Origin of the sequence: Enterobacter sp. ENT02, assembly GCF_019219165.1 — a bacterium.
GTDB classification, from domain to species: Bacteria; Pseudomonadota; Gammaproteobacteria; order Enterobacterales; family Enterobacteriaceae; genus Enterobacter; species Enterobacter mori.
Genome location: NZ_JAHUWD010000001.1, coordinates 573,929 through 596,798 on the forward strand (window position 1 = coordinate 573,929; position 22,870 = coordinate 596,798).

Genomic DNA, 22,870 nt, shown 5'->3' on the forward strand with positions numbered 1-22,870 from the left:
GAAGGAGAGGAAACAATGCTAATAACCTCGTAGCTTTGCAACAAGTTACTAACCAGAAGAGGAATGGTAATATTTTGAAAGATAACGGAATAAAAAAGCCCCGCGATACGCGAGGCTTTATATCTGAGATTGAAGCGCCAGGCACTTCAGTCAGCAGTGGTTCGATCAGATAGCAGTTACGTTAACTGCAGCTGGGCCTTTCTGGCCATCCTGAATTTCGAACTCAACGTTCTGGCCTTCAGCCAGAGTTTTGAAGCCATTACCCTGGATTGCAGAGAAGTGTACGAACACATCTTTGCTGCCGTCAGCAGGAGTAATGAAACCAAAACCTTTAGACTCGTTGAACCACTTAACTTGACCTTTAATCTTTGCCATTTGCAAAATTCCTTAGAGTGTTTTCTTAGCCCGCAGGCTTGACTGAGATAAAACTGAGACATTACTGCATGAGGCACTAATATAAGGTTCGGCAGAGAAGCGGTATTCAACGACAACGTGTTTACTCAGGACTTCTTTACTGAAAATGCCACACATAAACAGAACTGTACCTCGTTTGACCCAAAACGTGTTATCACACACAACGATTAATATGGCAAGCCATTTTTAAACGTGTCTCGATCCGCCGCACAAATTCAAACACTGCCCTGGTATGATCTGCACACTTATGCGCAACGATCATGGACAACGTGTGTTCTTTACACCGCCACTGCGCTATTACCGCAAGCGCTGTTATCTAAGACTTTTTTACCATAGACCATACATTTCTTGCCGTCCAGATACAGGAACAACTTTCTTTAGAACCTTGATTGCGTTAGAACATTTTGTGAAAACTTATGCTCAAATCATTCCAACGCACCGGTAATGGACAATGCATATTTGATGATAATAAACATACAGACACTGCATTAAAAATCACCAGTGAATAAAGAATAGGATGCACCAAAATAATGAAATTTTTATGACTCTGCCTCAAAACAAGGCAAGCAAAACGTTTCGATAAAAATAAAACAATCCTGAAGGGCTATAAATACAAAATATATGCAACTGTTACGCACATTGTTTAAAAGGATAAATATTCGCCAATTTTCAGTATCCTGAAGGAATTATTAACCGGTGCTACATTATTCAGTGCCTGAGTTAACGCATGGACGGGTTCATCAAGGGATTCATCTGCCAGTTCAAACACGCCCCAATGGATGGGAAAGGCCAGGGGTTGGCCGAGTTGCTGCCATAACGCCACGGCAGATTGCGGGTCCATGTGATGGACCGCCATGAACCATTCTGGTGCATACGCGCCAATCGGCAACGCGGCGGCGTCAATTTTACCCAGACGTTCGGGTATCGTTAACAGCTCCGGCGAATAGCCCGTATCACCGCTGAACCAAAAGCGGTGCTTTCGTCCCTCAAAGACCCAACCACACCATAATGAACGATTCCGGTTCCAGGGGGTACGCATACTCCAGTGCTGCGCCGGAACGGCTGTCAGGGTGATTCCCTGCCAGGTTATGCTCTGCCACCAGTCGAGTTGTACGATGTGCCTGGCTCCGCGACGGCGAAACCAGTCTGCCAGACCTAAGGGAACAAACAGCATTACGTCTGGAAAACGTTTCAGGATACGGCGAATGGTTGCATCGTCGAGATGATCGTAGTGATTATGCGAGATAACCACTGCATCAAGCTGCACAAGTTGTTCAACAGACAGTGCAGGAGGTGTTTTGCGCACCGGTCCTGCAAAAGGAAGCGGAGAAGCGCGTCGCGAAAAGACCGGGTCGGTCAGAATGGTGTTGCCATCCATCTGCACCAGCAGACTCGCGTGTCCAAGCCACCAGACCCCGTCGCCTTGTGGCTGTTTCAGCTCAACAGGCTGCCACCACTGGCGTATGAAATCGTCATATCCCTGCGCAGGCGGTTTAGGTAAACCAGCCGCTTTCCGCGCCTTACGCCAGCGCTCTACATCGCCGGGCTGATGTCCTACAGGTGCAGTATTACGAAAGCCATTCGGCGTATGATGGATCAGGGAGGGGTCATACCAGGGATTTTTCCAGACCACGGCCACCTCCCGCGAGCAACAGGTTATCGTTCGGCCACCAGACGGATAAAGTCGTCTTCGTCTTCTTTGTCTGCGACGACCGCTTCTTTAGGGGCTTCTTTCTCTTCTGGTTCGTTTGCTTCGCACAGACGGCGCAGCAGCGCATTTTGGCGCTTTTGCTGATCGAGCAGCGCTTCAAGCAACTCGATTTGCTCGTTCGTGCGCGAGCTGGCACGGTTGACGAAAAACCAAATGAACAGTCCAGCGACCAGAATAACCAACGAGACCATCAGGGATGCCAGATTTAGCAGCCCTGAATTCATTAACTCACCCATTTCACCACCTCAATAAAAACGCCCATTTTACCACTGGCGCGAAGGAAGGAAATGACCTTAGGAAAAAATGCGTCTTACCACGGAATAAACTTGTTGATTGCGCAAACGCCGCTAAAAAACTGTACATCCTGATCGCACATCACGTTGATAGTCTGTGTCCACAGCACCACACATGCCACCAACACGATAACCAGAATTACCCAGCGTATTTTTTTCACTCCACTCTCCGTTTTATGACCCGAGGCAGCCAGGTTATCACGGCTATCTTAAACAGCGTCTAACTGTACCCTCATCAAACTCTTTTCGGAATCGTGCACTTGTTTCACTGAGTAAACAGGTTAGGCTAAATGCATGACAACAACGATAAAGAGGCAATGATGCATTTAATCATTCGAACTATTATTGCACTGGCCGTTCTCTGGACTGGTCTTCTGTTAACCGGATATGGCGTGCTTGTGGGGAGCACCGAAAACGCCGCAGGTTTAGGTATCAAGTGTAAATATCTGACAGCCCAGGGCATGAGTACTGCGCAGTACATCCACTCGGACAGTGGGATCATCGGTTTGACCAACTGCCCCGTCCTGCGTAAATCGTCCGTAGTAATTGATAACGGCTAAATAGCGCTGAACCGCATCCATGAAAAACGCCGCAAATGCGGCGTTTTTTTTTATCCCTGCCGGGGTTAAAACGGATAATCGTTATAGCCCATCTGCTCAGAGATTTTACGCGCGGCAGTATGAAGAATAGCCACGTACTCATGCAGGCGTTCTTCGGAGAAGCGCAGCGTCGGGAACGAGATACTCAGGCCAGCAATAACAACACCGAAGCGGTCGAACACAGGAACGCCAATGCAGCGCAGCCCTTCTTCCTGTTCTTCGTTATCTTCACCGTAACCCTGCTCACGCACTTTATCCAACACCGCTAATAGCTCATCGGTGGTGGTGATGGTACGCTCCGTGCTGCGTTTGTATTCCACGCCAGAGAGGATCTGCTCCACCTCTTCACGGTCGCGCCATGCCAGCAGTACTTTACCAATGGCGGTACTGTAGAGCGGGTTCCGGCGACCAATGCGCGAATACATGCGCAGGTTATACATGGAATCAATTTTATGGATGTAAACAATGCTGTCCTCATCCAGTGCGCCAAGGTGGACCGTTTCTTTTGTCAGACGAGAAAGTTCGCGCATCTGAATATCCGCACTGCGGATCAGATCAACGTTTTGCAGGGCACGGGCACCCAGTTCGAACAGTTTCAGCGTCAGCGAGTATTTTTCAGATTCGCCTTCCTGCGCAACATAGCCCAGTGACTTCATGGTTTGCAAAAAGCGATAAACGGTGCTTTTCGACATCATCACACGCTGCGACAACTCTGTAATACCAATTTCACGCTCTTCTCCGAGCGCCTGTAAGATGCCAAACACCTTCAGCACGGAAGAAACAGAATCTGGCTGCTTATCCAAATCTGCAATTGCCATTTATCACCTCATGGAGAGTGTTTTATAAAAATCAGAACCGGTTTTTATTATAAATTCCCGTCATGCTAGCTGCAATCAATCCTCGTTTACTTCGTTACAAATCTGCGACATAAAACGGAATTAACAGTGCTAAAATAGTTACCCTGAGAATAATTTCCTACCGAGCTATTCACCCAAAATGCAAAAAATCCTTTCCGATGGTCTGCCTTTGCCCCAGCGTTACGGCGCTATTGCGACGATTATCATCGGTATTTCCATGGCCGTTCTCGACGGTGCCATTGCTAACGTTGCCCTACCAACGATTGCCAGCGATCTGCAGGCTTCCCCCGCCAGTTCTATCTGGATCGTCAACGCTTATCAGATAGCCATTGTGGTTTCGCTGCTCTCATTCTCTTTTCTGGGCGACATGTTCGGCTATCGCCGGGTTTATCAGTGCGGGCTGGTGGTTTTTACCCTGACGTCACTTTTCTGCGCTCTTTCAGATTCACTGCACACCCTGACGATAGCCCGTATTGCCCAGGGTTTTGGCGGCGCGGCGCTGATGAGCGTCAACACCGCGCTGATCCGCTTAATCTACCCTCAGCGCCATTTAGGGCGCGGTATGGGGATCAACTCATTTATTGTCGCGGTCTCTTCTGCCGCCGGACCGACTATTGCGGCGGCCATTCTTTCTGTCGCCTCCTGGCAATGGCTTTTCGCCATCAACGTGCCGCTCGGCATCGTCGCGATCGTCTTTGCCCTGCGCTATCTCCCTGGTAATGGCCCGAAAAGCACCATGCCCCGCTTTGATCTGCCCAGTGCGGTAATGAATGCCCTGACCTTTGGCCTGCTGATCACGGCTCTGAGCGGGTTTGCCCAGGGTCAGTCGTTAGCGCTTACCGGCGCAGAACTTGCCGCTCTGCTGGTTGTAGGCTTCTTCTTTGTGCGTCGCCAGCTTGCACTGCCGGTACCCTTGTTGCCGGTAGACCTGCTGCGTATTCCCCTTTTTTCACTGTCTATTTGCACCTCGATCTGCTCGTTCTGTGCCCAGATGCTGGCGCTGGTTTCCCTGCCCTTCTTCCTGCAGAGTGTGGTTGGTCGTTCTGAGGTTGAAACCGGGCTGCTGTTAACGCCATGGCCGCTGGCGACGATGGTGATGGCGCCGCTGGCCGGGTATTTGATCGAACGCGTGCATGCCGGACTGCTGGGTGCAATCGGGCTGGCGGTGATGGCAACCGGCTTGTTTGCCCTGGCTCTGCTTCCCTCATCGCCTACGGATCTGGATATCATCTGGCGCATGATCCTGTGCGGTGCGGGTTTTGGTCTGTTCCAGTCGCCGAACAACCACACCATTACCACTTCCGCACCGCGCCATCGCAGCGGGGGAGCCAGCGGCATGCTCGGCACGGCGCGTCTGCTGGGTCAAAGTACCGGTGCTGCACTGGTTGCGTTGATGTTTAACCTTGCCGGGCAGAATGGTAACCACATTGCGCTCCTGACCGCAGGCTTCCTTGCTACCCTCGCGGCCATAATCAGCGGACTTCGGGTCACCCAGCCCGGCGTGAAGGCATAAAAAAAGCCGGGCGGAGTACTCTCCAGCCCGGCTTTTTTCGGTGTCTTCGCGTTACTTCAGGTATTCGCCACTGCGCAGCGCTTCAATACGTTTATCGAGCGGCGGGTGAGACATAAACAGCTCACTGAGTGATTTCGATTTACCGTTAATGCAGAAGGCCATCATGCTGTTCGCTTCCTGCGGCTCGTAGCTGGTCTTCAGACGCTGCAGCGCAGCAATCATTTTCTCACGCCCTACCAGTTTTGCAGAGCCCGCATCCGCGTGGAATTCACGGTGACGTGAGAACCACATGGTAATGATGCTTGCCAGAATACCGAACACCAGCTCAAGTACCATCGAAACAGCGAAATAGATCAGCGGGTTTCCGTTGCTCTCTTCACCTTCGTCGCGGTTGCCCCCCATAAAGCCTGCCGCGATTTGCGCCAGGATACGAGAGATGAAGATCACGAAGGTGTTCACCACGCCCTGAATCAGGGTCATGGTAACCATATCACCGTTTGCGATATGGCTGATTTCGTGAGCGATAACCGCTTCGGCTTCGTCACGGCTCATGTTCTGCAGCAGACCGGTGCTGACGGCAACCAGAGACGCATCACGACGTGCCCCCGTTGCGAAGGCGTTAATGTCCGGCGCATGGTAAATTGCAACCTGAGGCATCGCGATGCCTGCCTGCTTTGACTGCTGAGCCACCGTGTTCATCAGCCACTGTTCCATATCGTTACGCGGCTGCTCGATAACTTCACCACCGACTGATTTCAGCGCCATCCACTTCGACATCAGCAGTGAGATGAATGAGCCACCAAAACCAAACAGCAGCGCCATAATCAACAGACCCTGAACGCTGCTCGACTGAATTCCTGTCAGGCTTAGCACCAGCCCGAATACCACCATAACCGCCAGGTTGGTGAGCAGGAAGAGCGCGATTCGCATCATAATTTTCTTTTAACCTCTGTTTAACAAAACGCACTATGCGATTACCCACATCGTATGGGTATTGTGGCTATTTTCAAGGATTCGAGGGGTGTAAGTCACCAGAAAGACACAACTTTACACAATTGAAGAGCAGCTTGACGAGAGGAAGCAGAACTAAAAAAAACAGGCACAATGTCTTGTGCCTGTTGAGGGATTATTTTGCAGGTGCCGGTTGCACTGCGGGTTTCTCTTTTTGCAGATTCGCCAGGTCGAGGGCGATATGCACCGTCTCGTCCAGATACGGATCCGGCTCCTGGTAATCTTTTGGCAGATCGTCCAGTTTTTTGAGCAGAGGCTTACCTTCACGTTTGAAGCGATCGTTGATACGCGCCAGACGCGTTGCGTCATCCTCATTGTTCTCTTTTTCACGCTGAGCGTAATTGAGAGAAACAATGTTCCGTTTCGCCTTCAGGGCATTGAAACGCGCAATGTCCTTCAGGATGTACTGGAATTCAGGATCTTTCACGATGCGTTCGTTATGGTCTTTCAACAACGCAGGACCAAACTGAGTCATGTCGCCAGATTTCACAAACGTCGCAGCATTGATGCTATCCCACGGCAACGCGTTATCTTCAAACTTCTCGCCCGTTTCGGTCTCTTCGGTGCCCGTTGGCATCATGATATCCGGCGTCACGCCTTTACGTTGCGTACTGCCACCGTTCACGCGGTAAAACTTTTGAATAGTGTACTGAACGGAGCCCAGCGCAGGCCATTCCGGGCGCAGCATCTGATCGTAAATACGGTTCAGAGAACGGTACTGCTGAACGGTGCCTTTACCAAAGGTCGGCTCACCGACGATAAGCGCACGGCCATAGTCCTGCATTGCCGCGGCAAAGATCTCAGAAGCAGACGCACTGAAGCGATCGACTAACACCACCAGCGGGCCTTTGTAATAGACCACACCATCGGTATCGGCATCTTCACGCACTTTACCGTTGTTATCACGAACCTGAACAACCGGGCCAGACGGAATAAACAGACCCGACAGGGAAACCGCTTCGGTCAGCGCCCCACCGCCGTTGCTGCGCAGATCGATGATCACGCTGCTGACGTTCTGTTTTTCCAGCTTCTGCAGCTGCACTTTCACGTCGTCGGTCAGACCAACGTAGAAGCCAGGGATATCCAGAACACCGACTTTCTCTTTACCGACGGTTTTCACCGACATTTTGACGGCACGGTCTTCAAGACGAATGCGTTCGCGTGTCAGGGTGACGATACGGGTTTTCGTCCCTTTCCCTGCAGGCAGAATTTCCAGGCGAACTTTGCTACCTTTCGGCCCTTTGATCAGCGCAACCACATCGTCCAGACGCCAGCCGATCACATCGACCATGTTCTGTCCGGTTTGACCAACACCGACAATGCGATCGCCTACGCTAATCGCTTTGCTTTTGGAGGCAGGGCCACCTGCCACCATGGAGTTGATAAGGGTGTAGTCATCGTCCATCTGCAACACTGCGCCAATACCTTCCAGAGACAGGCTCATTTCAGTATTAAACTGCTCGGTATTTCGCGGAGAGAGATAGTTGGTATGCGGGTCAATTTCGTGGGCGAACGCCGTCATTGCCAGTGAGAAAACATCCTCACTGTTGGTCTGCGCCAGGCGTCGGATGGCAAATTTGTAGCGACGGTTTAAGGTCTCACGAATTTCTTTCTCGTCTTTGCCGGTGAGCTTGAGGCTCAGTTCGTCATATTTAACTTTTCCGTCCCACAGCGCATTCAACTCGGCTTCGTCTTTCGGCCATGGCGCTTTGCTGCGATCCAGATTAAAGGTGTCGTTGCCGGTAAAGTCCATTGGACGTTCCAGCACTTTCAGCGCGTATTGATAACGTTCAAAACGACGCTTTTGCGATAAATTATACAGATCGTAGAACAGATCCAGCTTACCGGAGCGCAGTTCGTCACCCACGTCGGATTTACGTTTAGCGAACTGTTCGACGTCGCTGGCCAGCAATACGTTATGGCTGTAATCCAGCAAGTTCAGATAACGGTCGAAGATTTTGGCCGAAAAGGCCTGATCGAGATCGAACTGACGATAGTGCGAACGAGTAAAGCGCGACGTCACGCGCTCACTCACCGTCGCGTGCTGCGTCTCTTCCTTTAATACCGGAATTTGATCAACACGCGTAATATCGTCCACAGCGAAGGCGTGACCTGTTATAGCAAACAGGCCCGCCAGCGCGGTGAGCTTAAAAAAAGTGTTCATGCCAGGCTTGGCCTCCGTTTCAGAACAACAAGTGTTCTGCGCGTACTATCATTGACATACCAGAAGTCAGCTGTACACGAACGCCGTCTTTGGTGATTTCCAGTACGGTGGCGTCCATCGCATTGTTACCCGCTTTGACCTTCAGAGCCTGACCGACGCTCAGTGCGTTAATGTCAGAAACTGGGGTATGGCGTTGCTCTTCACGAGGCGCGCGTGGGGCTTTAGCTGCTGGCTTGTCTGCACGCGGTTTGCGATCGCTATTCTCATTGCGGCGCGGTGCTGGACGCGGTTTACGCTCGCGACGTGGCGCATCTTCCTGACCATTTGCCGCAGCGGCTTCGCGTTTTTTCGCTTGCTGTTCGGCACGCTGTGCCTGAACGCGTGCTTTGGCTTCTTCCAGCTGCTTGCGCGCATGTTCAACGTGCTGCTCATCCAGTTCGCCGCAAGGGTTGCCGTCGAGATCAACACGGGTTGCACCCGGTTTGATACCGTACAGGTAACGCCAGCTAGACGTATAAAGACGTAAGGCAGAGCGAAGCTGCGTTTTGCTGAGATTCATCTCACCTTCAACGCGCGCGACCAGATCCTGAAAGATACCGACTTTCAGAGGACGAGCCTCACCTTCAGCGCTGAAGCACTGAGGAAAACGCTCGGCCAGAAATGCGATAACTTCTTTACTGCTATTCAACTTAGGTTGATTTTCCATGAAATTTCCTGATTACAACGGACGTTGCCAACTCGCGCAGGCATGAACAGGCGACATTATAATGACGCTATCAGTAATTGCTACGTTATCCGTTGATTATCCTGCGACGCTCGCAAAGAATTTTTGATAATCGGTTGCTGCCAGAACGTTTTCGAGATTCGCCGCCAGCTCGCGCAGGCCCTGCTCGTCTTCAGACGTAAAGCGACTGAAAGCCGTACTGTCGATGTCCAGAACGCCAATAATCTGATTTTTTACCACCAGCGGCAGTACGATTTCAGAATTACTTGCCGCATCACAGGCAATGTGGCCGTCGAAAGCGTGAACATCCTCCACGCGCTGAACCTGGTTGGTGGCCACCGCAGTACCGCATACGCCGCGTCCGACTGGAATACGCACACAGGCCAGTTTTCCCTGGAAAGGCCCCAGCACCAGTGTTTCACCTTCAAGAAGGTAAAAACCGGCCCAGTTAACCTCGGTCAACCGTTCAAACAATAATGCACTTGTATTTGCCAGAGTGGCTAAGAAGCTGGTTTCACCTGCCATCAATGCCTTAAAATCGCGGTTGAGATCCGCGTAGAATTCTGTTTTGCTCATTCTTCAATCACTTAGTTGTCTTACAAAATTACCGCATAGCCTATTAAAATAAGCATTAAATGCGCTCATGCTCAAGATGAATCAATTCATGAGTTAATATAACTTTCAACAATACACTTTTGTGCGCAGCTGATGGCCTTAAAAACAACCAAAATTACGCCGACAAAGAAGATCACTATCCATACGGTCAGTGAAGCCCTGCCTCGTGCACATTATCAGCGTTGCCCGCAGTGCGATACGCTTTTTATGTTGCCGAAGATGAAATCGCACCAAAGTGCGTTTTGTCCCTGCTGTGACGCCAAAATCCGCGACGGGCGGGACTGGTCGTTGACCCGTCTGGCAGCCATGGCCGTGACAATGCTCTTGCTTATGCCCTTTGCCTGGAGCGAGCCACTGCTGAAACTTTATCTGCTCGGCGTGCGTATTGATGCCAACGTGCTGCAAGGGATCTGGCAGATGACGCGCCAGGGCGATCCCCTGACCGCCGCCATGGTGCTGTTTTGTACCGTCGGTGCGCCACTGGTTCTGGTCGCCGCCATCGCCTATCTGTGGCTCGGTAATATTCTTGGGATGAATCTGCGCCCCGTGTTGCTGATGCTCGATAAGCTGAAAGAGTGGGTCATGCTGGACATCTACCTGGTCGGGGTCGGTGTGGCGTCAATTAAAGTGCAGGACTACGCATTTTTGCAGCCCGGCGTTGGGCTGTTCGCTTTCATCTGCCTGGTATTGCTCAGTATTCTGACGCTGATCCATTTGAACGTAGAGCAGCTTTGGGAGCGTTTTTATCCCCAGCGCCCGGCCTCGCGTCCGGATGAAAACCTGCGCGTCTGTTTAGGTTGCCACTACACCGGCTTGCCGGATACACGGGGACGCTGCCCGCGATGCCATATTCCGCTAAGGCTGAGGCGCAACAACAGCCTGCAAAAATGCTGGGCAGCGTTGATTGCTTCCATGGTATTCCTGATCCCGGCTAACATGCTGCCGATTTCAATCATTTACGTGAATGGCGCGCGCCAGGAAGACACCATCCTTTCAGGGATTATCTCCCTCGCCCACAGCAACGTGGGCGTGGCGGCCATCGTGTTTATCGCCAGTATCCTGGTGCCGTTCACCAAAGTGGTGGTGATGTTTACGTTACTTATCAGCATCCATTTTAAATGCGAACAGGGCCTGCGCACACGCATCCTGCTTCTGCGGTTTGTTACCTGGATTGGTCGCTGGTCGATGTTGGATCTGTTCGTGATTTCGTTGATGATGTCGCTCATCAATCGCGATCAGCTGCTTGCTTTTACAATGGGACCCGCAGCTTTTTATTTCGGCTCTGCGGTGATATTGACTATTCTTGCTGTGGAATGGCTGGATAGCCGCTTACTTTGGGATGCACATGAGTCAGGAAACGCCCGCTTCGCCGACTGAAGCGAGAATTAAAACAAAACGCCGCATTTCGCCATTCTGGTTGCTGCCCGTGATCGCCCTGATGATCGCGGGCTGGCTTATCTGGACGAGCTATGAAGATCGCGGAAGTACTGTCACCATTGACTTCCAGACCGCCGACGGTATCGTCGCCGGGCGCACCCCTGTTCGCTTCCAGGGGGTGGAAGTCGGTACAGTCCAGGATATCACGCTAGGAAAAGGGCTGAACAAAATTCAGGTGCGAGTCAGTATCAAATCTGACATGCAGGATGCTCTGCGCAGCGAAACGCAGTTCTGGCTGGTGACGCCCAAAGCCTCTCTCGCCGGTGTGTCGGGGCTGGATGCCCTGGTTGGCGGTAACTATATCGGCATGATGCCGGGTAAAGGCGAGCCGCAGGATCACTTTGTGGCGCTCGATACGCAGCCGAAGTACCGACTCAATAACGGCGACCTGATGATCCACCTGCAGGCACCTGACCTGGGTTCACTGAACAGCGGTTCGCTGGTTTACTTCCGCAAAATTCCGGTGGGTCGCGTTTACGATTACGCCATCAACCCGAACAAACAGGGTGTGACCATTGACGTGTTGATCGATCGCCGCTTCACTAACCTGGTGAAAAAAGGCAGCCGCTTCTGGAATGTGTCCGGCGTGGATGCGGACGTCAGCCTGAGCGGTGCAAAAGTGAAGCTGGAAAGCCTGGCGGCGCTGGTGAATGGCGCTATTGCCTTCGATTCCCCGGAAGGGTCCAGCCCTGCCAAAGCCGATGATACCTTTGGACTGTACGCCGATCTGGCCCACAGCCAGCGCGGTGTTATCGTGAAACTTGCCCTGCCCGACGCCAAAGGGCTGAAAGCCGGTTCGACTCCGCTAATGTATCAAGGGCTTGAGGTCGGACAGCTGACGAAAATGACGCTCAATCCCGGCGGTTCGGTAACCGGTGAGATGACCGTTGATCCGAGCGTGGTCGATCTCCTGCGAGAGAAAACGCGTATTGAGATGCGCAGTCCAAAACTGTCGCTGAGTGATGCCAGCATCAGCAGCCTGCTTACGGGCGCTACCTTTGAACTTATCCCCGGAGAGGGGCAGCCCAGCAACAGTTTTGTTATCGCCCCGGCGGACAAAGCGCTGCTGCAAAAACCCGGCGTTGTGACCGTCACGCTTAACGCCCCGGAAAGTTACGGCATTGAAGCCGGTCAGCCGCTGATCTTACATGGCGTGCAGGTGGGCCAGGTGCTGGAGCGCACCCTGTCGGAAAAAGGGGTCACCTTCTCGGCCGCTATCGATCCGCAGTACAGCGATTTGGTGCATGGTGACAGTAAGTTTGTAGTGAACAGCCGCGTCGATGTGAAGGTCGGTCTGGACGGCGTTGAGTTTCTCGGCGCCAGCGCCAGCGAATGGGTCAACGGCGGGATCCGCATTCTGCCGGGCAATAAAGGCCCCGTGCGGGAGAGTTATCCCCTGTATGCCAATCTGGACAAGGCGATAGAAAACAGTCTGAGCGATCTGCCGACCACCACGCTGACGCTGAGCGCCGAGACGCTGCCAGACGTGCAGGCCGGTTCGGTTGTGCTGTATCGCAAGTTTGAGGTCGGGGAAGTGATCACCGTACGTCCGCGCGCGGACGCCTTTGATATCGAACTGCATATCAAGCCGGAATACCGCAAGCTACTCACCGCAAATAGTGTGTTCTGGGCGGAAGGCGGTGCGAAGGTCCAGCTTAACGGCAGCGGATTAACCGTGCAGGCCTCTCCTCTTTCCCGCGCACTGCGCGGTGCGATTAGCTTCGATAATCTGCCCGGTGCGGGTGGCGATATGCGCAAGGGGGATAAGCGTATCCTCTTCCCGTCTGAGACCGCGGCGCGTGCCGTAGGCGGACAGATTACCCTCCATGCCTTCGATGCGGGGAAACTGGCTGAGGGAATGCCTATTCGCTATCTGGGCATTGATATCGGGCAGATCCAGAAGCTAACGCTGATCACATCGCGCAATGAAGTGCAGGCCACCGCCGTGCTCTATCCGGAGTATGTGCAGACCTTCGCCCGTGCGGGCTCACGTTTCTCCGTGGTCACGCCGCAGATTTCTGCCGCAGGCGTTGAGCATCTCGACACTATTTTGCAGCCCTACATCAACGTTGAAGCCGGTCGAGGGAAAGCCCGTCGTGACTTTGAACTGCAGGAAGCGACGATTACCGACTCGCGCTACCTTGATGGCCTGAGCATTGTGGTCGAAGTCCCGGAAGCCGGTGGACTGTCCATCGGTACACCGGTGCTGTTCCGCGGTATTGAAGTCGGCACCGTGACGGGCCTGACGCTGGGTACCCTTTCGGACCGCGTGATGGTCGCGCTGCGCATTAGCGATCGTTACCAGCACCTGGTACGCAACAACTCCGTATTCTGGCTGGCCTCCGGATATTCACTGGACTTTGGCCTGACGGGCGGCGTGGTGAAAACCGGTACCTTTAACCAGTTCATACGCGGCGGTATCGCCTTCGCAACGCCACCGGGTACACCGCTGGCACCGAAAGCCCAGCCAGGTAAACACTTCCTGCTCCTTGAAAGTGAACCCAAAGAGTGGCGCGAATGGGGAACCGCCCTGCCGCGTTAATCTGAAAGGCTCCGGTGTCAACGCGCCGGAGCCTTTATGTTACACTGCGCGCCTGAATGTTTCCCTGTGGTGTGCCCGTGGCTCAAAACTCCGTATTTCTTCCTGAACAATTCCTGGCGCAGATGCGCGAGGCGCTTCCTTCTCATCTTTCCTTCGATGATTTTATCGCCGCGTGCCAGCGCCCGTTGCGTCGTAGCATCCGCATCAATACGCTCAAAATCAGCGTGGCCGATTTTCTGACGCTGGTGTCGCCGTATGGCTGGCAACTTACGCCGGTGCCATGGTGTGAAGAAGGTTTCTGGATCGAGCGCGACGACGAGGACGCTTTACCGCTGGGCAGCACCGCTGAACACCTGAGCGGGCTGTTCTATATTCAGGAAGCAAGTTCGATGCTGCCGGTTGCCGCCCTGTTCGCTGAGGGTAACGCGCCCGAACGCGTGATGGATGTCGCCGCCGCACCCGGCTCAAAAACCACGCAGATTGCCGCACGCATGGGCAACCGCGGGGCAATTCTCGCCAACGAGTTTTCCGCCAGCCGAGTGAAGGTGCTCCACGCCAATATCAGCCGCTGCGGTATCCATAACGTGGCCCTGACGCATTTTGACGGTCGCGTATTCGGTGCCGCCTTGCCGGAGGCATTCGATGCCATTCTGCTGGATGCTCCCTGCTCCGGCGAGGGCGTGGTGCGCAAAGATCCTGATGCACTTAAAAACTGGTCGGTGGAAAGCAACCTGGATATCGCTGCCACGCAGCGCGAGCTGATTGAGAGTGCGTTTCACGCGTTGCGTCCCGGCGGCACGCTGGTCTACTCAACGTGCACCTTAAACCGCGATGAGAACGAAGAGGTTTGTTTGTGGTTGAAAGCGCAATACCCCGATGCGGTTGAGTTCTTGCCCCTTAATGACTTATTCCCCACGGCACATGAGGCGGCCACGCCCGATGGTTTCCTCCACGTATTCCCACAAATTTACGACTGTGAAGGGTTCTTTGTCGCACGTCTGCGTAAAACGCAGGCGGTGGCTCCCCTGCCAATACCAAAATTCAAAGTCGGTAATTTCCCGTTTGCGCCGCTTAAAGGTCGCGATGCCGCGCAGCTTGAAGCGGCCGCCAACAAGGTCGGGCTGGTCTGGGACGAGAGTTTGCATCTCTGGATACGTGATAAAGAGATATGGCTGTTCCCGGCACACATTGAGCCGCTTATCGGTAAAGTCCGCTTTTCCCGTATCGGTATCCGCCTGGCGGAAGTACACAACAAGGGGTACCGCTGGCAGCACGAGGCGGTTATTGCGCTGGCGGGTAGCGACAACACCTTTGAGTTGACGCATCAGGAAGCCGAAGAGTGGTATCGCGGCCGTGATGTTTACCCTGAAAGCACCCCGTCCCAGGATGAGGTCATTGTCACCTATCAGGGGTTCCCGCTGGGGCTGGCGAAAAAGATCGGATCACGGCTGAAAAATAATTATCCGCGCGAGCTGGTTCGTGATGGTCGCTTGTTTACGGGTAACACTCGCACCGACTAAAAAAGCGCATTTTTTTACTGGCGATTTTGCTCTCCTTGTCTAGGCTAAAAAATGGATGCCCGTACTGGTCATACCAGATTTTTGCAACGAACCCGGAGAGCACTATGACGAAAACCAGCGTGCGTATTGGCGCTTTTGAAATCGACGACGCAGAATTGCGCGGCGAAGCACAAGGCGATCGAACGTTAAGTATTCCCTGCAAATCCGACCCGGATTTGTGCATGCAACTGGATGCCTGGGATGCCGACACCAGCGTCCCGGCTATCCTTGATGGAGAACACTCAGTCCTTTACCGCGAGCATTACGACCGTAACAACGATGCCTGGGTCTTGCGTCTTGCCTGACCTAAAGTGAACCCGCCCGAAGGCGGGTTATTTATTACTGCAGCTGAACCAGGGTAAGGAAGCCATCGAACACCGCACCGGTGTCGATATAGTGCAGATTGTTAAAGTCATAGCGTTTATCCAGTGGCGTATGACCGAACCAGAAATGGTCCGCCCCCTGGATCCCCTGCCCTTTACCCACCATAAACCCCATTAAACGGTCACGATCCCACAGAACTCGCTGCGCGCTGACCGGTTTATTCCAGACATACTCCGCTGCCGGATAATCCGCATGAGCAATAACATTCAGACCGTTTGCGCAGGTTATTTCAATAATGAGCGGCAACTGTCGGCACGCTACTAACAGAGTCAGCGCCTGCTGCTGTTGCGAACCATCAAGCTGTGAAAACCAGCTTCCACCATTCATCAACCAGAGCGCAAAGTCGTTATTTTCCACGCTGTCGATTGCCATTTGCTCATGGTTCCCCCGGACTGCGCGAAACCATTTTTCATTGAGCAGCTGCAGGCACTTAACGCTGTCAGGGCCACGATCAATCAAATCCCCAACGGAGATCAGCAAATCCTCATAAGGATTAAAACGGCGGCGTTTCAGTTCGTCCAACAGCCACTGATAGCAACCATGTATATCGCTCACAACCCAGACGTGACGCCACCTTCCACCATCAATTCGCTGATACATAAGGCCTCCCTGAACAAGTATAGCCGCATCAGAAAATGCAAATATCAGCGCCGGGCATCACAAAGCGAAACAAACGCTAAACCAAACGGAAATAAACCTTCCCGCGCTATTAATCCCTTTTTATCGGGCCTTTAAAATAAGAGCTAAATAAAAGAGAGGTTTAAACGTGTCCAATACTCACCTGCATAACGATGTGCTCTATCCGCATCGTACACATATTATTTCCGACCTGGTCAACGGAAGATGCGTTCCTGGCCCCATCTGGAAAAAGCGTGAGTATCGGCTGAAATTCCTGTTACGCACGCTTCTGTTCTGGTCCTCTACCCGACGCATGCTTGAGGCACTCTCTGGCCGGGATGACTTCGATCGGCTGCTGGCCGCGCAAATCACGTTACCCAGTAAAACCCACCGCCAGTATTTGATGCGCGGCCTGAATGCCGGCGACCGTGCTGACGCGATCGTCAGCCACTACCACTGGATTGATGGTCTGAAAGACTCCTTACTCGCCCATGCGCTGACCAGCCCTCAGGAGCAACCTGTCGTGCAGTTCAGGGCTAAAAATGAGGTGCTCTATACCGTCAACGCCTCCTCCGCTCACAAAGCCGAGCGCGAAGGTGAAAGCACACTATGGCTGCGCGATGACGAGAATACCTTGCTCGCAAGCCTGACCTTCACTGTTGCGCAAAGCACGGGACAACGGGTACTGGTGATCGGCGGGCTTCAGGGGCCTCGCCGTGGCGTCACACGCGATGTGATTAAACAGGCTACCCGCGCCTGCCACGGCCTGTTCCCAAAACGCGTGCTGATGGAAGTGATTTTCCAGCTGGTCGCACAGTCAAACATCCGCGCCATTTATGCCGTCAGTGATGAGGGCCATGTCTTCCGCGCGTTGCGTTATCGCCTGAGCAAAGGCCGTCATTTCCACGCCAGCTACGATGAGTTTTGGAAAACCCTGGACGGTAAGAAACGCTCGACCTTCTGCTGGCAACTGCCGCTTGAGATGGCGCGTAAATCCTTGGACGAGATTGCCAGTAAGAAACGGGCAGAATATCGCCGCCGCTTTGAGCTGTTGGATCAGATCCAGGCTTCAATGCAATAACGCTTTTAAATGTTTCTCTTCTTCCTGCTGCATACAACATTGGTCATAGAGGACTGTACTTTTTGCCTGTTTTAATATGGCTGAAACAGGCATGGATACAGCGTCTCTTCTGACTAAATAGTTATATAATATTATTAAATTTCAATAAAACAAAAAAGAAATCGAGTACAATTCCTGTATCCATCTCAGCCTTTTTCTTCGATGTTTCAGTGACCTGAATGTTCGAAATCGAAAAAATGAGATAACCGCCTTACTCATTCTTCTTTATCGTTTTAAATTTCGGCCTTTGGAATGAATGGAACAGATATCATCTCAGCTGAGCTCAGCTCAGCTCAGCTCAGCTCAGCTCAGCTCAGCTCAGCTCAGCTCAGTATACTTAATGCAACTCCGAGCATCTTCTTCTACTTTTTATATTTCATTTTACCGAACCCTACTCTTGTAAATCCATACTTTCCCCCAAAATATAATTTTAATTACACAACTTTCTCTACCTAATCTGCTCATTAGATTGCCATTTATTTTTATCTTATTTGCGTATGTATTGCACATAAACCTAAATAGATTAGTCTGTATGGATTTTCTTTCAAAACCATCATTACAGTCATCTCAAAACAGTTTTATTAATTTAATTTTGGCACCCAAGAAAACCCATGTTATAATAACATCGGTAGTTGCTAACAAAAACACAAAAAAGAATATGAAAATATTTTTGCGAGGGCTCATTTGGTGGTAAATAATAAGAATCACGATATTGAATTTTTACGTGCAATCGCTATTGCATATGTATTTCTTGCTCACATCCCTTCTTTGCTCTCACCAGATTCATTTTATTTTCAAATATTTAACATTAGTAGATTTGGAAGTGGTGTTGACCTGTTTTTTTGTGTTTCTGGATTTATTGTAACAAGAAGTTTGTTAGTAAAGGGAATACATTCAATGAGTGGTATTGCTTTTATTAAAGAAACAAAGGAATTTTATATTAAGAGGATGTGGCGTCTATTGCCAGCTGCTTTTTTTTGGATTATTGCATCGCTCATCCTTGCGGTTGCGATGGAAAAGACCCATGCATTTCTTCCGATTGAAAAACTGCTAACCTCGGCTCTATTTTCAGTAACACAAACACAAAATTTTTACTTTTTATCATGCAGAGATAACGGTACATGTGGTAATCTTGGTATTTACTGGAGTTTATCGTTAGAAAACCAATTTTACCTCCTCCTTCCTATACTTCTTTTCACCTTTAACAATAAAAAGCTGTGTTTATTAATGGCTGTAGTGTTTGCCGTTCAATTTTTTCTACCCAGAACATTAAATAACCACACACCTATTGGCTGGCCATTAAGGACAGATGCTATGGCACTAGGAGTAATTATAGCTGTATTAAGCTTAAAAAATAGAATCGCATCTGTAGATTTACGCTTGTTTTCCAACCCTATAATTCCGTCATCATTCCTAATATTAATGTGTTTTTTCCTCGCTATATTTACCAAGCCTGAGCCGGTAATATTTTTTCAAACTGGCCTTACGGCGCTAGCGTCTGGCTGTTTAGTTTTCATAGCCAGCTTTAATAAAAATTATTTTTGCAGGAATAAACATTTTATGATAGTAACTGATTATATTGGCTCACGTTCATATTCACTTTATTTAACTCATGTCATTGCATTATCTGTCACAAGGGGATTATTTATGAATGGCAGTGTTGACTATACTAATATGGGCACCATCATTCGATTGTCTTTTTTCTTTGCTTTAACCTTCGCCTTGACAGAATTTAGTTATCATTATATTGAAAACAAGTACAGATATTATTGGAAAAAAGATGCTAAAGCTGGTCACTATTAGTTTTTCAAAATTCTACTCATCTTAATCTTAATCCGAATTTAGTCAAGGGAGAATACTCCTCCCTTTATAATCTCTGAGAATATTATAGGCTCATTGTAGTTATAACAACCTTACACTGAGTCAACAACTACTTACCTTCTGCACCGTTCCCATCTCTCTCGCGATGCCGCATCAAATGCTCATTCAGATAAATTTACATCAGGATCATGATGCCTGGGAAGAAACCTGTTGTTAATCTTTAGAAATCTTACCTGGGTATCAGCAGTGAATAGGGGATCGATCAGTTTATGTTTTTCGCTGTGCTCCGAAGACTGGTGAGAAGGCTCTACGAAGCGGAGCACGAGGAAGAATTTGCTCAACGCTTACTCGGCCACAAAAATTTAACAATGACCAAAAAATACCTGGACGCGCGCGGTGCAGAGTATGTTATGGTTTAGACAGGATATGGAATATCCGAGTAATTTTCGGGGGATTTCGTGTTAAGACCGAAAAAACCACTGAAAAACAAATAGATAAAAAGAGACCGAATACGATTCCTGTATTCGGTCCAGGGAAATGGCTCTTGGGAGAGAGCCGTGCGCTAAAAGTTGGCATTAATGCAGGCTAAGTCGCCTTGCCTTTTAAGAATAGATGACGACGCCAGGTTTTCCAGTCCACAGCTAAAGTGGCCTGAAAAAAAGCGTCGGAGCATCATTAAACGTAAAAAACCGCAGTGCTTTCGCTAGCATCTGCGGTTTTTTATTGGAAACATTGGCGTTAGCAGAGTTTATCCGCGCGCTCGATAAACGGTGTCAGGCTCATCTTCTGGCCAGGTTTAGCGGGATCGTCAATCTGGATAATGCTAATCGGTTGTCCGTTACTCTTACCGCTGGCAACCTGCTGCTCTGCGGTATCGTTTAACGGGTATTGCACCAGCGTGCTTGGGTTGATCGCGTACAGGGCGTGGCCAGGACGGCAGGTCAGCATCACCTCTTCACGATTGAAGGCCCATTTTTCCTTACCCACCTCAAAACGGCTGACGGTGATCACCTGCGGCGCTGCCAGCGCACTGCCAGTGCAGGCCAGCAGTAAAAGAGAAAGTAGTGTCTTTTTCATATGTCTTTAAACCTTGTCAAAAGGGTTCCCAGGTCGCAAACAGACTGACCGTGGCCAGTACCAACGCGCCCAGCACCACTTCTGCCTGTGTCATCCTGATAAAAAGGGTTTGCTCCCACCCGGCATCCGGACGAAAGCGTGGCACCAGAAAATACCGATTCGCCAGCGCAATTACCACCATCAACGCCACCAGCGCACATTTGAACAACAACATTTTTACGTAGCCCGCCTGCCAGGGCACATTGATGCCGGTAATAAACAGCGCGTTAATGATACCCGTGAATATCACGCCAGCCACGGCATAGTGCCCCATGCGGGAAAAACGCATCATGGTATAGACCGCCGCCGTCTGCCAGCGTCCGCTCGAGAGACGCATGCAAAACAGCAGCGGCAACAATCCGCCAAGCCAGGTTGCCGCGCAGAGGAGATGGATCGCATGATTAAGGCGGTGCAGTGCCCCCGGTGCCCCGTCGTCCATTGCCGCATGCCCGACGCCCGCCAGCAGGACAAACTGCCCCATCGCAAGCAGCAACAGTCGCGAACCTTTTTGGGGTGCCAGCCACGCAGCACCGGCGGTGATGATGGCCAGAATGATTTGCCACAGCCAGATGCCGCCAAACTGCGTCCCCAGCACGCTCCGCCAGATATCCGTACTCAGCACATCGGGCCAGCCGTTGCCCATCATTCCGCCCTGCACCGCAAACATCAGGAGTGCGGTCACCAGGCTGATTAACGCGGCCATTTTCTGCTGCGCCTGAAAGCGTCTCAGCATCAGGCGTTGCAGTGACGACGGCGCAAACCAGACGCTGTAGAGTGCATTGCCAAAAATCAGCATCAACGCGCCGAAATGGATGAAGCGTAACGCCACGTAGACCAGCGCCAGCATATTACTTCACGCTAAAGTGATAGCTGCCTTTGGTTTTGTGGCCATCAACCGAGACCACATGCCAGTCCACCTGATAGGTGCCCGCCGCCAGCGGTTGTTCCAGTGGCACAACCAGCCGGGCGTTGTCTTTTTCATCCCGCTTAGCGGTACCGGTTTTCATCACCTGCTGTTGCGCGTCGGTCACCACAACGCCGCTAAATGCCGGTTCAATACCTTCGGAGAAGTTCAGCGTAAGGGTCTGCGGGGCCGCTACCTGAGTATTGGCCGCCGGGGATTGCTGTTTGAGATGCGCATGTGCCAGAACGGCGGGCGTCACTGCCGACGCGATCAATAAAGTGAGCGCGCGCACCGCGCGGGAAGAGGAGAAATCCATCACAATCATTCCTTTTTGTTATGCCTGTAAGGTAAAGAATAACGCTGTATAATAAACGAGTCGAGGATCATCCTCCCTTCGCTTGTCATCGTCATCCAATCGCGGTAACGTTGCCGCCGCATAAAAAGGAGAAGGTAATGAACATTAATCTGGCTGCCCTTCCTCAGGACGAGATGGACAAAGTCAATGTCGATCTCGCTGCCGCTGGCGTGGCATTCAAAGAACGCTACAACATGCCCATCGTGGCTGAAGTTGTCGAGCGTGAACAACCCGCGCACCTGCGCGACTGGTTTCGAGAACGCCTGATTGCGCATCGCCTGGCCTCGGTTAATCTCTCGCGACTGCCGTACGAACCTAAAGTTAAATAAGCTTAACGACGCATTACACTTCCTTACGCGGATTATGGCAGGATAAGAAAACCCTTATAAAATTAGGTGTATTCTTAAATCCCGGCGACTCAGTGTATAAGGAAGTCACGATGTCTCGATGGAATATTGCAGCAGCTCAATATGCCGCACAGCACCCCAGTGTGGATAGCCATGTAAAACACCACCTCCGTTTCATTGACGAAGCGGCGCGACAGCAGTGTCAGTTGCTGGTGTTTCCTGAACTCTCATTAACAGGCCCCGGCGAGGCTGACCTGCCCGCGCCGCCCGACGATCTGCAGCTTGCCCCACTCCTTCACGCCGCGCAGTCACACAATATAACGGTTATTGCAGGGCTGACGCTCGTTCATCAGGGCCAGCGTCAGAAAGGACTCGCCCTCTTCACGCCCCATCTCGATACTGTCCTTCGTTATCCTCAGGGAAGCGGGGCAAGCCTGATCCCGGGGGATAAACAGCTCACCATTATCGATACCCAGTCAGACACCCCTAACCTCGATCCGCAAGCCACGTTATTTACCAGCTGCCAGGCGGTGGGCGATAACCGCTGGCGGCAGTCCATCAGCACATTGCAGCGCTTCGCGCATAAGTATGCCATTGCGGTATTGATGGCCAACGCCCGCAGCGGCAGTGCATTATGGGATGAAAAAGGTCAGCTGATCGTTCGCGCCGACAAAGGCGAACTGCTCTTAACCGGATCTCTTGGCAGACAGGGTTGGCAAGGCGATATCATTCCTTTAGGCTAAGCGTTTTAGGGTCAGGAGCGATC

At 51.4% G+C, this 22,870-nt stretch carries 24 protein-coding genes; 10 read left to right on the plus strand and 14 right to left on the minus strand.

Annotated features, from left to right (window positions below; genetic code table 11):
- Nucleotides 1-165 precede the first annotated feature (165 nt).
- The 5 genes from cspE to mgrB form a co-directional block, all read right to left on the minus strand.
- On the minus strand, nt 166-375 hold the full coding sequence (cspE, locus tag KW829_RS02555) for a transcription antiterminator/RNA stability regulator CspE (protein WP_001062678.1): 210 nt from the start codon (nt 373-375) through the stop codon (nt 166-168).
- A 12-nt stretch (nt 376-387) separates the two neighbouring features.
- The gene (locus KW829_RS02560) at nt 388-531 is read right to left on the minus strand and encodes a DUF2627 domain-containing protein (RefSeq protein ID WP_052302290.1); all 144 of its coding nucleotides are present in this window, start codon (nt 529-531) and stop codon (nt 388-390) included.
- A 526-nt stretch (nt 532-1,057) separates the two neighbouring features.
- Complete coding sequence (locus tag KW829_RS02565; protein WP_218307534.1) at nt 1,058-2,047, minus strand: MBL fold metallo-hydrolase; 990 nt, start codon at nt 2,045-2,047, stop codon at nt 1,058-1,060.
- Nucleotides 2,048-2,070: 23 nt separating this feature from the next.
- Nucleotides 2,071-2,361 (minus strand): YebO family protein, encoded by a 291-nt coding sequence (locus KW829_RS02570; protein WP_218307535.1) that lies wholly within the window; start codon nt 2,359-2,361, stop codon nt 2,071-2,073.
- 74 nt (nt 2,362-2,435) lie between these two features.
- Nucleotides 2,436-2,579 (minus strand): PhoP/PhoQ regulator MgrB, encoded by a 144-nt coding sequence (gene mgrB / locus KW829_RS02575; RefSeq protein ID WP_089598207.1) that lies wholly within the window; start codon nt 2,577-2,579, stop codon nt 2,436-2,438.
- Between the two features lie 159 nt (nt 2,580-2,738).
- On the opposite strand from mgrB, the gene KW829_RS02580 reads away from it, so the two are divergent.
- Nucleotides 2,739-2,978 (plus strand): YobH family protein, encoded by a 240-nt coding sequence (locus KW829_RS02580; RefSeq protein WP_029485125.1) that lies wholly within the window; start codon nt 2,739-2,741, stop codon nt 2,976-2,978.
- Between the two features lie 65 nt (nt 2,979-3,043).
- On the opposite strand, the gene kdgR is transcribed toward KW829_RS02580, so the two are convergent.
- On the minus strand, nt 3,044-3,835 hold the full coding sequence (gene kdgR / locus KW829_RS02585; protein WP_010432655.1) for a DNA-binding transcriptional regulator KdgR: 792 nt from the start codon (nt 3,833-3,835) through the stop codon (nt 3,044-3,046).
- A gap of 178 nt (nt 3,836-4,013) precedes the next feature.
- On the opposite strand from kdgR, the gene KW829_RS02590 reads away from it, so the two are divergent.
- Nucleotides 4,014-5,387 (plus strand): MFS transporter, encoded by a 1,374-nt coding sequence (locus tag KW829_RS02590; protein ID WP_218307536.1) that lies wholly within the window; start codon nt 4,014-4,016, stop codon nt 5,385-5,387.
- 51 nt (nt 5,388-5,438) lie between these two features.
- On the opposite strand, the gene htpX is transcribed toward KW829_RS02590, so the two are convergent.
- From htpX to KW829_RS02610, 4 genes are all read right to left on the minus strand, one after another.
- Nucleotides 5,439-6,320 (minus strand): protease HtpX, encoded by an 882-nt coding sequence (gene htpX, locus KW829_RS02595; protein ID WP_010432647.1) that lies wholly within the window; start codon nt 6,318-6,320, stop codon nt 5,439-5,441.
- 193 nt (nt 6,321-6,513) lie between these two features.
- A complete protein-coding gene (prc, locus tag KW829_RS02600) occupies nt 6,514-8,562 on the minus strand; it encodes a carboxy terminal-processing peptidase (protein WP_126816323.1) in 2,049 nt (682 codons plus the stop codon).
- Nucleotides 8,563-8,581: 19 nt separating this feature from the next.
- On the minus strand, nt 8,582-9,268 hold the full coding sequence (proQ, locus tag KW829_RS02605; protein WP_010432641.1) for an RNA chaperone ProQ: 687 nt from the start codon (nt 9,266-9,268) through the stop codon (nt 8,582-8,584).
- 96 nt (nt 9,269-9,364) lie between these two features.
- Entirely contained in the window at nt 9,365-9,862 is a 498-nt protein-coding gene (locus KW829_RS02610; protein WP_010432639.1) for a GAF domain-containing protein, read from the minus strand.
- Between the two features lie 132 nt (nt 9,863-9,994).
- Here KW829_RS02610 and yebS point away from each other — a divergent pair, with 132 nt between their 5' ends.
- The 4 genes from yebS (at nt 9,995) to KW829_RS02630 (ending at nt 15,744) form a co-directional block, all read left to right on the plus strand.
- On the plus strand, nt 9,995-11,278 hold the full coding sequence (gene yebS / locus KW829_RS02615; RefSeq protein ID WP_108417594.1) for a membrane integrity lipid transport subunit YebS: 1,284 nt from the start codon (nt 9,995-9,997) through the stop codon (nt 11,276-11,278).
- A complete protein-coding gene (locus KW829_RS02620; protein WP_159077893.1) occupies nt 11,247-13,880 on the plus strand; it encodes a PqiB family protein in 2,634 nt (877 codons plus the stop codon). Before yebS ends, KW829_RS02620 begins: the two co-directional genes overlap by 32 nt.
- A 56-nt stretch (nt 13,881-13,936) precedes the next feature.
- A complete protein-coding gene (rsmF, locus tag KW829_RS02625) occupies nt 13,937-15,400 on the plus strand; it encodes a 16S rRNA (cytosine(1407)-C(5))-methyltransferase RsmF (RefSeq protein WP_256350423.1) in 1,464 nt (487 codons plus the stop codon).
- 104 nt (nt 15,401-15,504) lie between these two features.
- Nucleotides 15,505-15,744 carry a YebV family protein gene (locus KW829_RS02630; protein WP_010432627.1) on the plus strand — a complete coding sequence of 80 codons (240 nt, stop codon included), beginning with the start codon at nt 15,505-15,507 and terminating at the stop codon, nt 15,742-15,744.
- A gap of 34 nt (nt 15,745-15,778) precedes the next feature.
- Here KW829_RS02630 and pphA read toward each other — a convergent pair whose 3' ends face one another.
- Nucleotides 15,779-16,423 (minus strand): protein-serine/threonine phosphatase, encoded by a 645-nt coding sequence (pphA, locus tag KW829_RS02635; RefSeq protein WP_218307538.1) that lies wholly within the window; start codon nt 16,421-16,423, stop codon nt 15,779-15,781.
- 166 nt (nt 16,424-16,589) lie between these two features.
- Between pphA and KW829_RS02640 the strand changes: the two genes are divergently transcribed.
- On the plus strand, nt 16,590-17,522 hold the full coding sequence (locus tag KW829_RS02640; RefSeq protein WP_218307539.1) for a VirK/YbjX family protein: 933 nt from the start codon (nt 16,590-16,592) through the stop codon (nt 17,520-17,522).
- Between the two features lie 726 nt (nt 17,523-18,248).
- Entirely contained in the window at nt 18,249-19,364 is a 1,116-nt protein-coding gene (locus KW829_RS02645; protein ID WP_218307540.1) for an acyltransferase, read from the plus strand.
- 756 nt (nt 19,365-20,120) lie between these two features.
- Here KW829_RS02645 and KW829_RS02650 read toward each other — a convergent pair.
- From KW829_RS02650 to yobA, 3 genes are read right to left on the minus strand one after another with little or no spacing between them, the layout of a single operon-like run.
- On the minus strand, nt 20,121-20,459 hold the full coding sequence (locus KW829_RS02650) for a YebY family protein (RefSeq protein WP_089598199.1): 339 nt from the start codon (nt 20,457-20,459) through the stop codon (nt 20,121-20,123).
- A 16-nt stretch (nt 20,460-20,475) separates the two neighbouring features.
- A complete protein-coding gene (gene copD / locus KW829_RS02655) occupies nt 20,476-21,345 on the minus strand; it encodes a copper homeostasis membrane protein CopD (protein ID WP_218307541.1) in 870 nt (289 codons plus the stop codon).
- Nucleotide 21,346: 1 nt separating this feature from the next.
- Nucleotides 21,347-21,718 carry a CopC domain-containing protein YobA gene (yobA, locus tag KW829_RS02660; RefSeq protein ID WP_010432619.1) on the minus strand — a complete coding sequence of 124 codons (372 nt, stop codon included), beginning with the start codon at nt 21,716-21,718 and terminating at the stop codon, nt 21,347-21,349.
- 137 nt (nt 21,719-21,855) lie between these two features.
- Here yobA and KW829_RS02665 point away from each other — a divergent pair, with 137 nt between their 5' ends.
- Both KW829_RS02665 and KW829_RS02670 read left to right on the plus strand, forming a co-directional pair.
- Entirely contained in the window at nt 21,856-22,086 is a 231-nt protein-coding gene (locus KW829_RS02665) for a DNA polymerase III subunit theta (RefSeq protein ID WP_010432616.1), read from the plus strand.
- 110 nt (nt 22,087-22,196) lie between these two features.
- Nucleotides 22,197-22,847 carry a carbon-nitrogen hydrolase family protein gene (locus KW829_RS02670; protein WP_010432614.1) on the plus strand — a complete coding sequence of 217 codons (651 nt, stop codon included), beginning with the start codon at nt 22,197-22,199 and terminating at the stop codon, nt 22,845-22,847.
- Nucleotides 22,848-22,870: the final 23 nt, after the last annotated feature.

Coding starts and splice junctions, on each gene's coding strand:
- cspE (WP_001062678.1), bottom strand. CDS start 375: ATGGCAAAGATTAAAGGTCAAGTTAAGTGGTTCAACGAGTCTAAAGGT.
- KW829_RS02560 (WP_052302290.1), bottom strand. CDS start 531: ATGTGTGGCATTTTCAGTAAAGAAGTCCTGAGTAAACACGTTGTCGTT.
- KW829_RS02570 (WP_218307535.1), bottom strand. CDS start 2,361: ATGGGTGAGTTAATGAATTCAGGGCTGCTAAATCTGGCATCCCTGATG.
- KW829_RS02580 (WP_029485125.1), top strand. CDS start 2,739: ATGCATTTAATCATTCGAACTATTATTGCACTGGCCGTTCTCTGGACT.
- kdgR (WP_010432655.1), bottom strand. CDS start 3,835: ATGGCAATTGCAGATTTGGATAAGCAGCCAGATTCTGTTTCTTCCGTG.
- KW829_RS02590 (WP_218307536.1), top strand. CDS start 4,014: ATGCAAAAAATCCTTTCCGATGGTCTGCCTTTGCCCCAGCGTTACGGC.
- htpX (WP_010432647.1), bottom strand. CDS start 6,320: ATGATGCGAATCGCGCTCTTCCTGCTCACCAACCTGGCGGTTATGGTG.
- prc (WP_126816323.1), bottom strand. CDS start 8,562: ATGAACACTTTTTTTAAGCTCACCGCGCTGGCGGGCCTGTTTGCTATA.
- proQ (WP_010432641.1), bottom strand. CDS start 9,268: ATGGAAAATCAACCTAAGTTGAATAGCAGTAAAGAAGTTATCGCATTT.
- KW829_RS02610 (WP_010432639.1), bottom strand. CDS start 9,862: ATGAGCAAAACAGAATTCTACGCGGATCTCAACCGCGATTTTAAGGCA.
- yebS (WP_108417594.1), top strand. CDS start 9,995: ATGGCCTTAAAAACAACCAAAATTACGCCGACAAAGAAGATCACTATC.
- KW829_RS02620 (WP_159077893.1), top strand. CDS start 11,247: ATGAGTCAGGAAACGCCCGCTTCGCCGACTGAAGCGAGAATTAAAACA.
- rsmF (WP_256350423.1), top strand. CDS start 13,937: ATGTTTCCCTGTGGTGTGCCCGTGGCTCAAAACTCCGTATTTCTTCCT.
- KW829_RS02630 (WP_010432627.1), top strand. CDS start 15,505: ATGACGAAAACCAGCGTGCGTATTGGCGCTTTTGAAATCGACGACGCA.
- pphA (WP_218307538.1), bottom strand. CDS start 16,423: ATGTATCAGCGAATTGATGGTGGAAGGTGGCGTCACGTCTGGGTTGTG.
- KW829_RS02650 (WP_089598199.1), bottom strand. CDS start 20,459: ATGAAAAAGACACTACTTTCTCTTTTACTGCTGGCCTGCACTGGCAGT.
- copD (WP_218307541.1), bottom strand. CDS start 21,345: ATGCTGGCGCTGGTCTACGTGGCGTTACGCTTCATCCATTTCGGCGCG.
- yobA (WP_010432619.1), bottom strand. CDS start 21,718: ATGGATTTCTCCTCTTCCCGCGCGGTGCGCGCGCTCACTTTATTGATC.
- KW829_RS02665 (WP_010432616.1), top strand. CDS start 21,856: ATGAACATTAATCTGGCTGCCCTTCCTCAGGACGAGATGGACAAAGTC.
- KW829_RS02670 (WP_010432614.1), top strand. CDS start 22,197: ATGTCTCGATGGAATATTGCAGCAGCTCAATATGCCGCACAGCACCCC.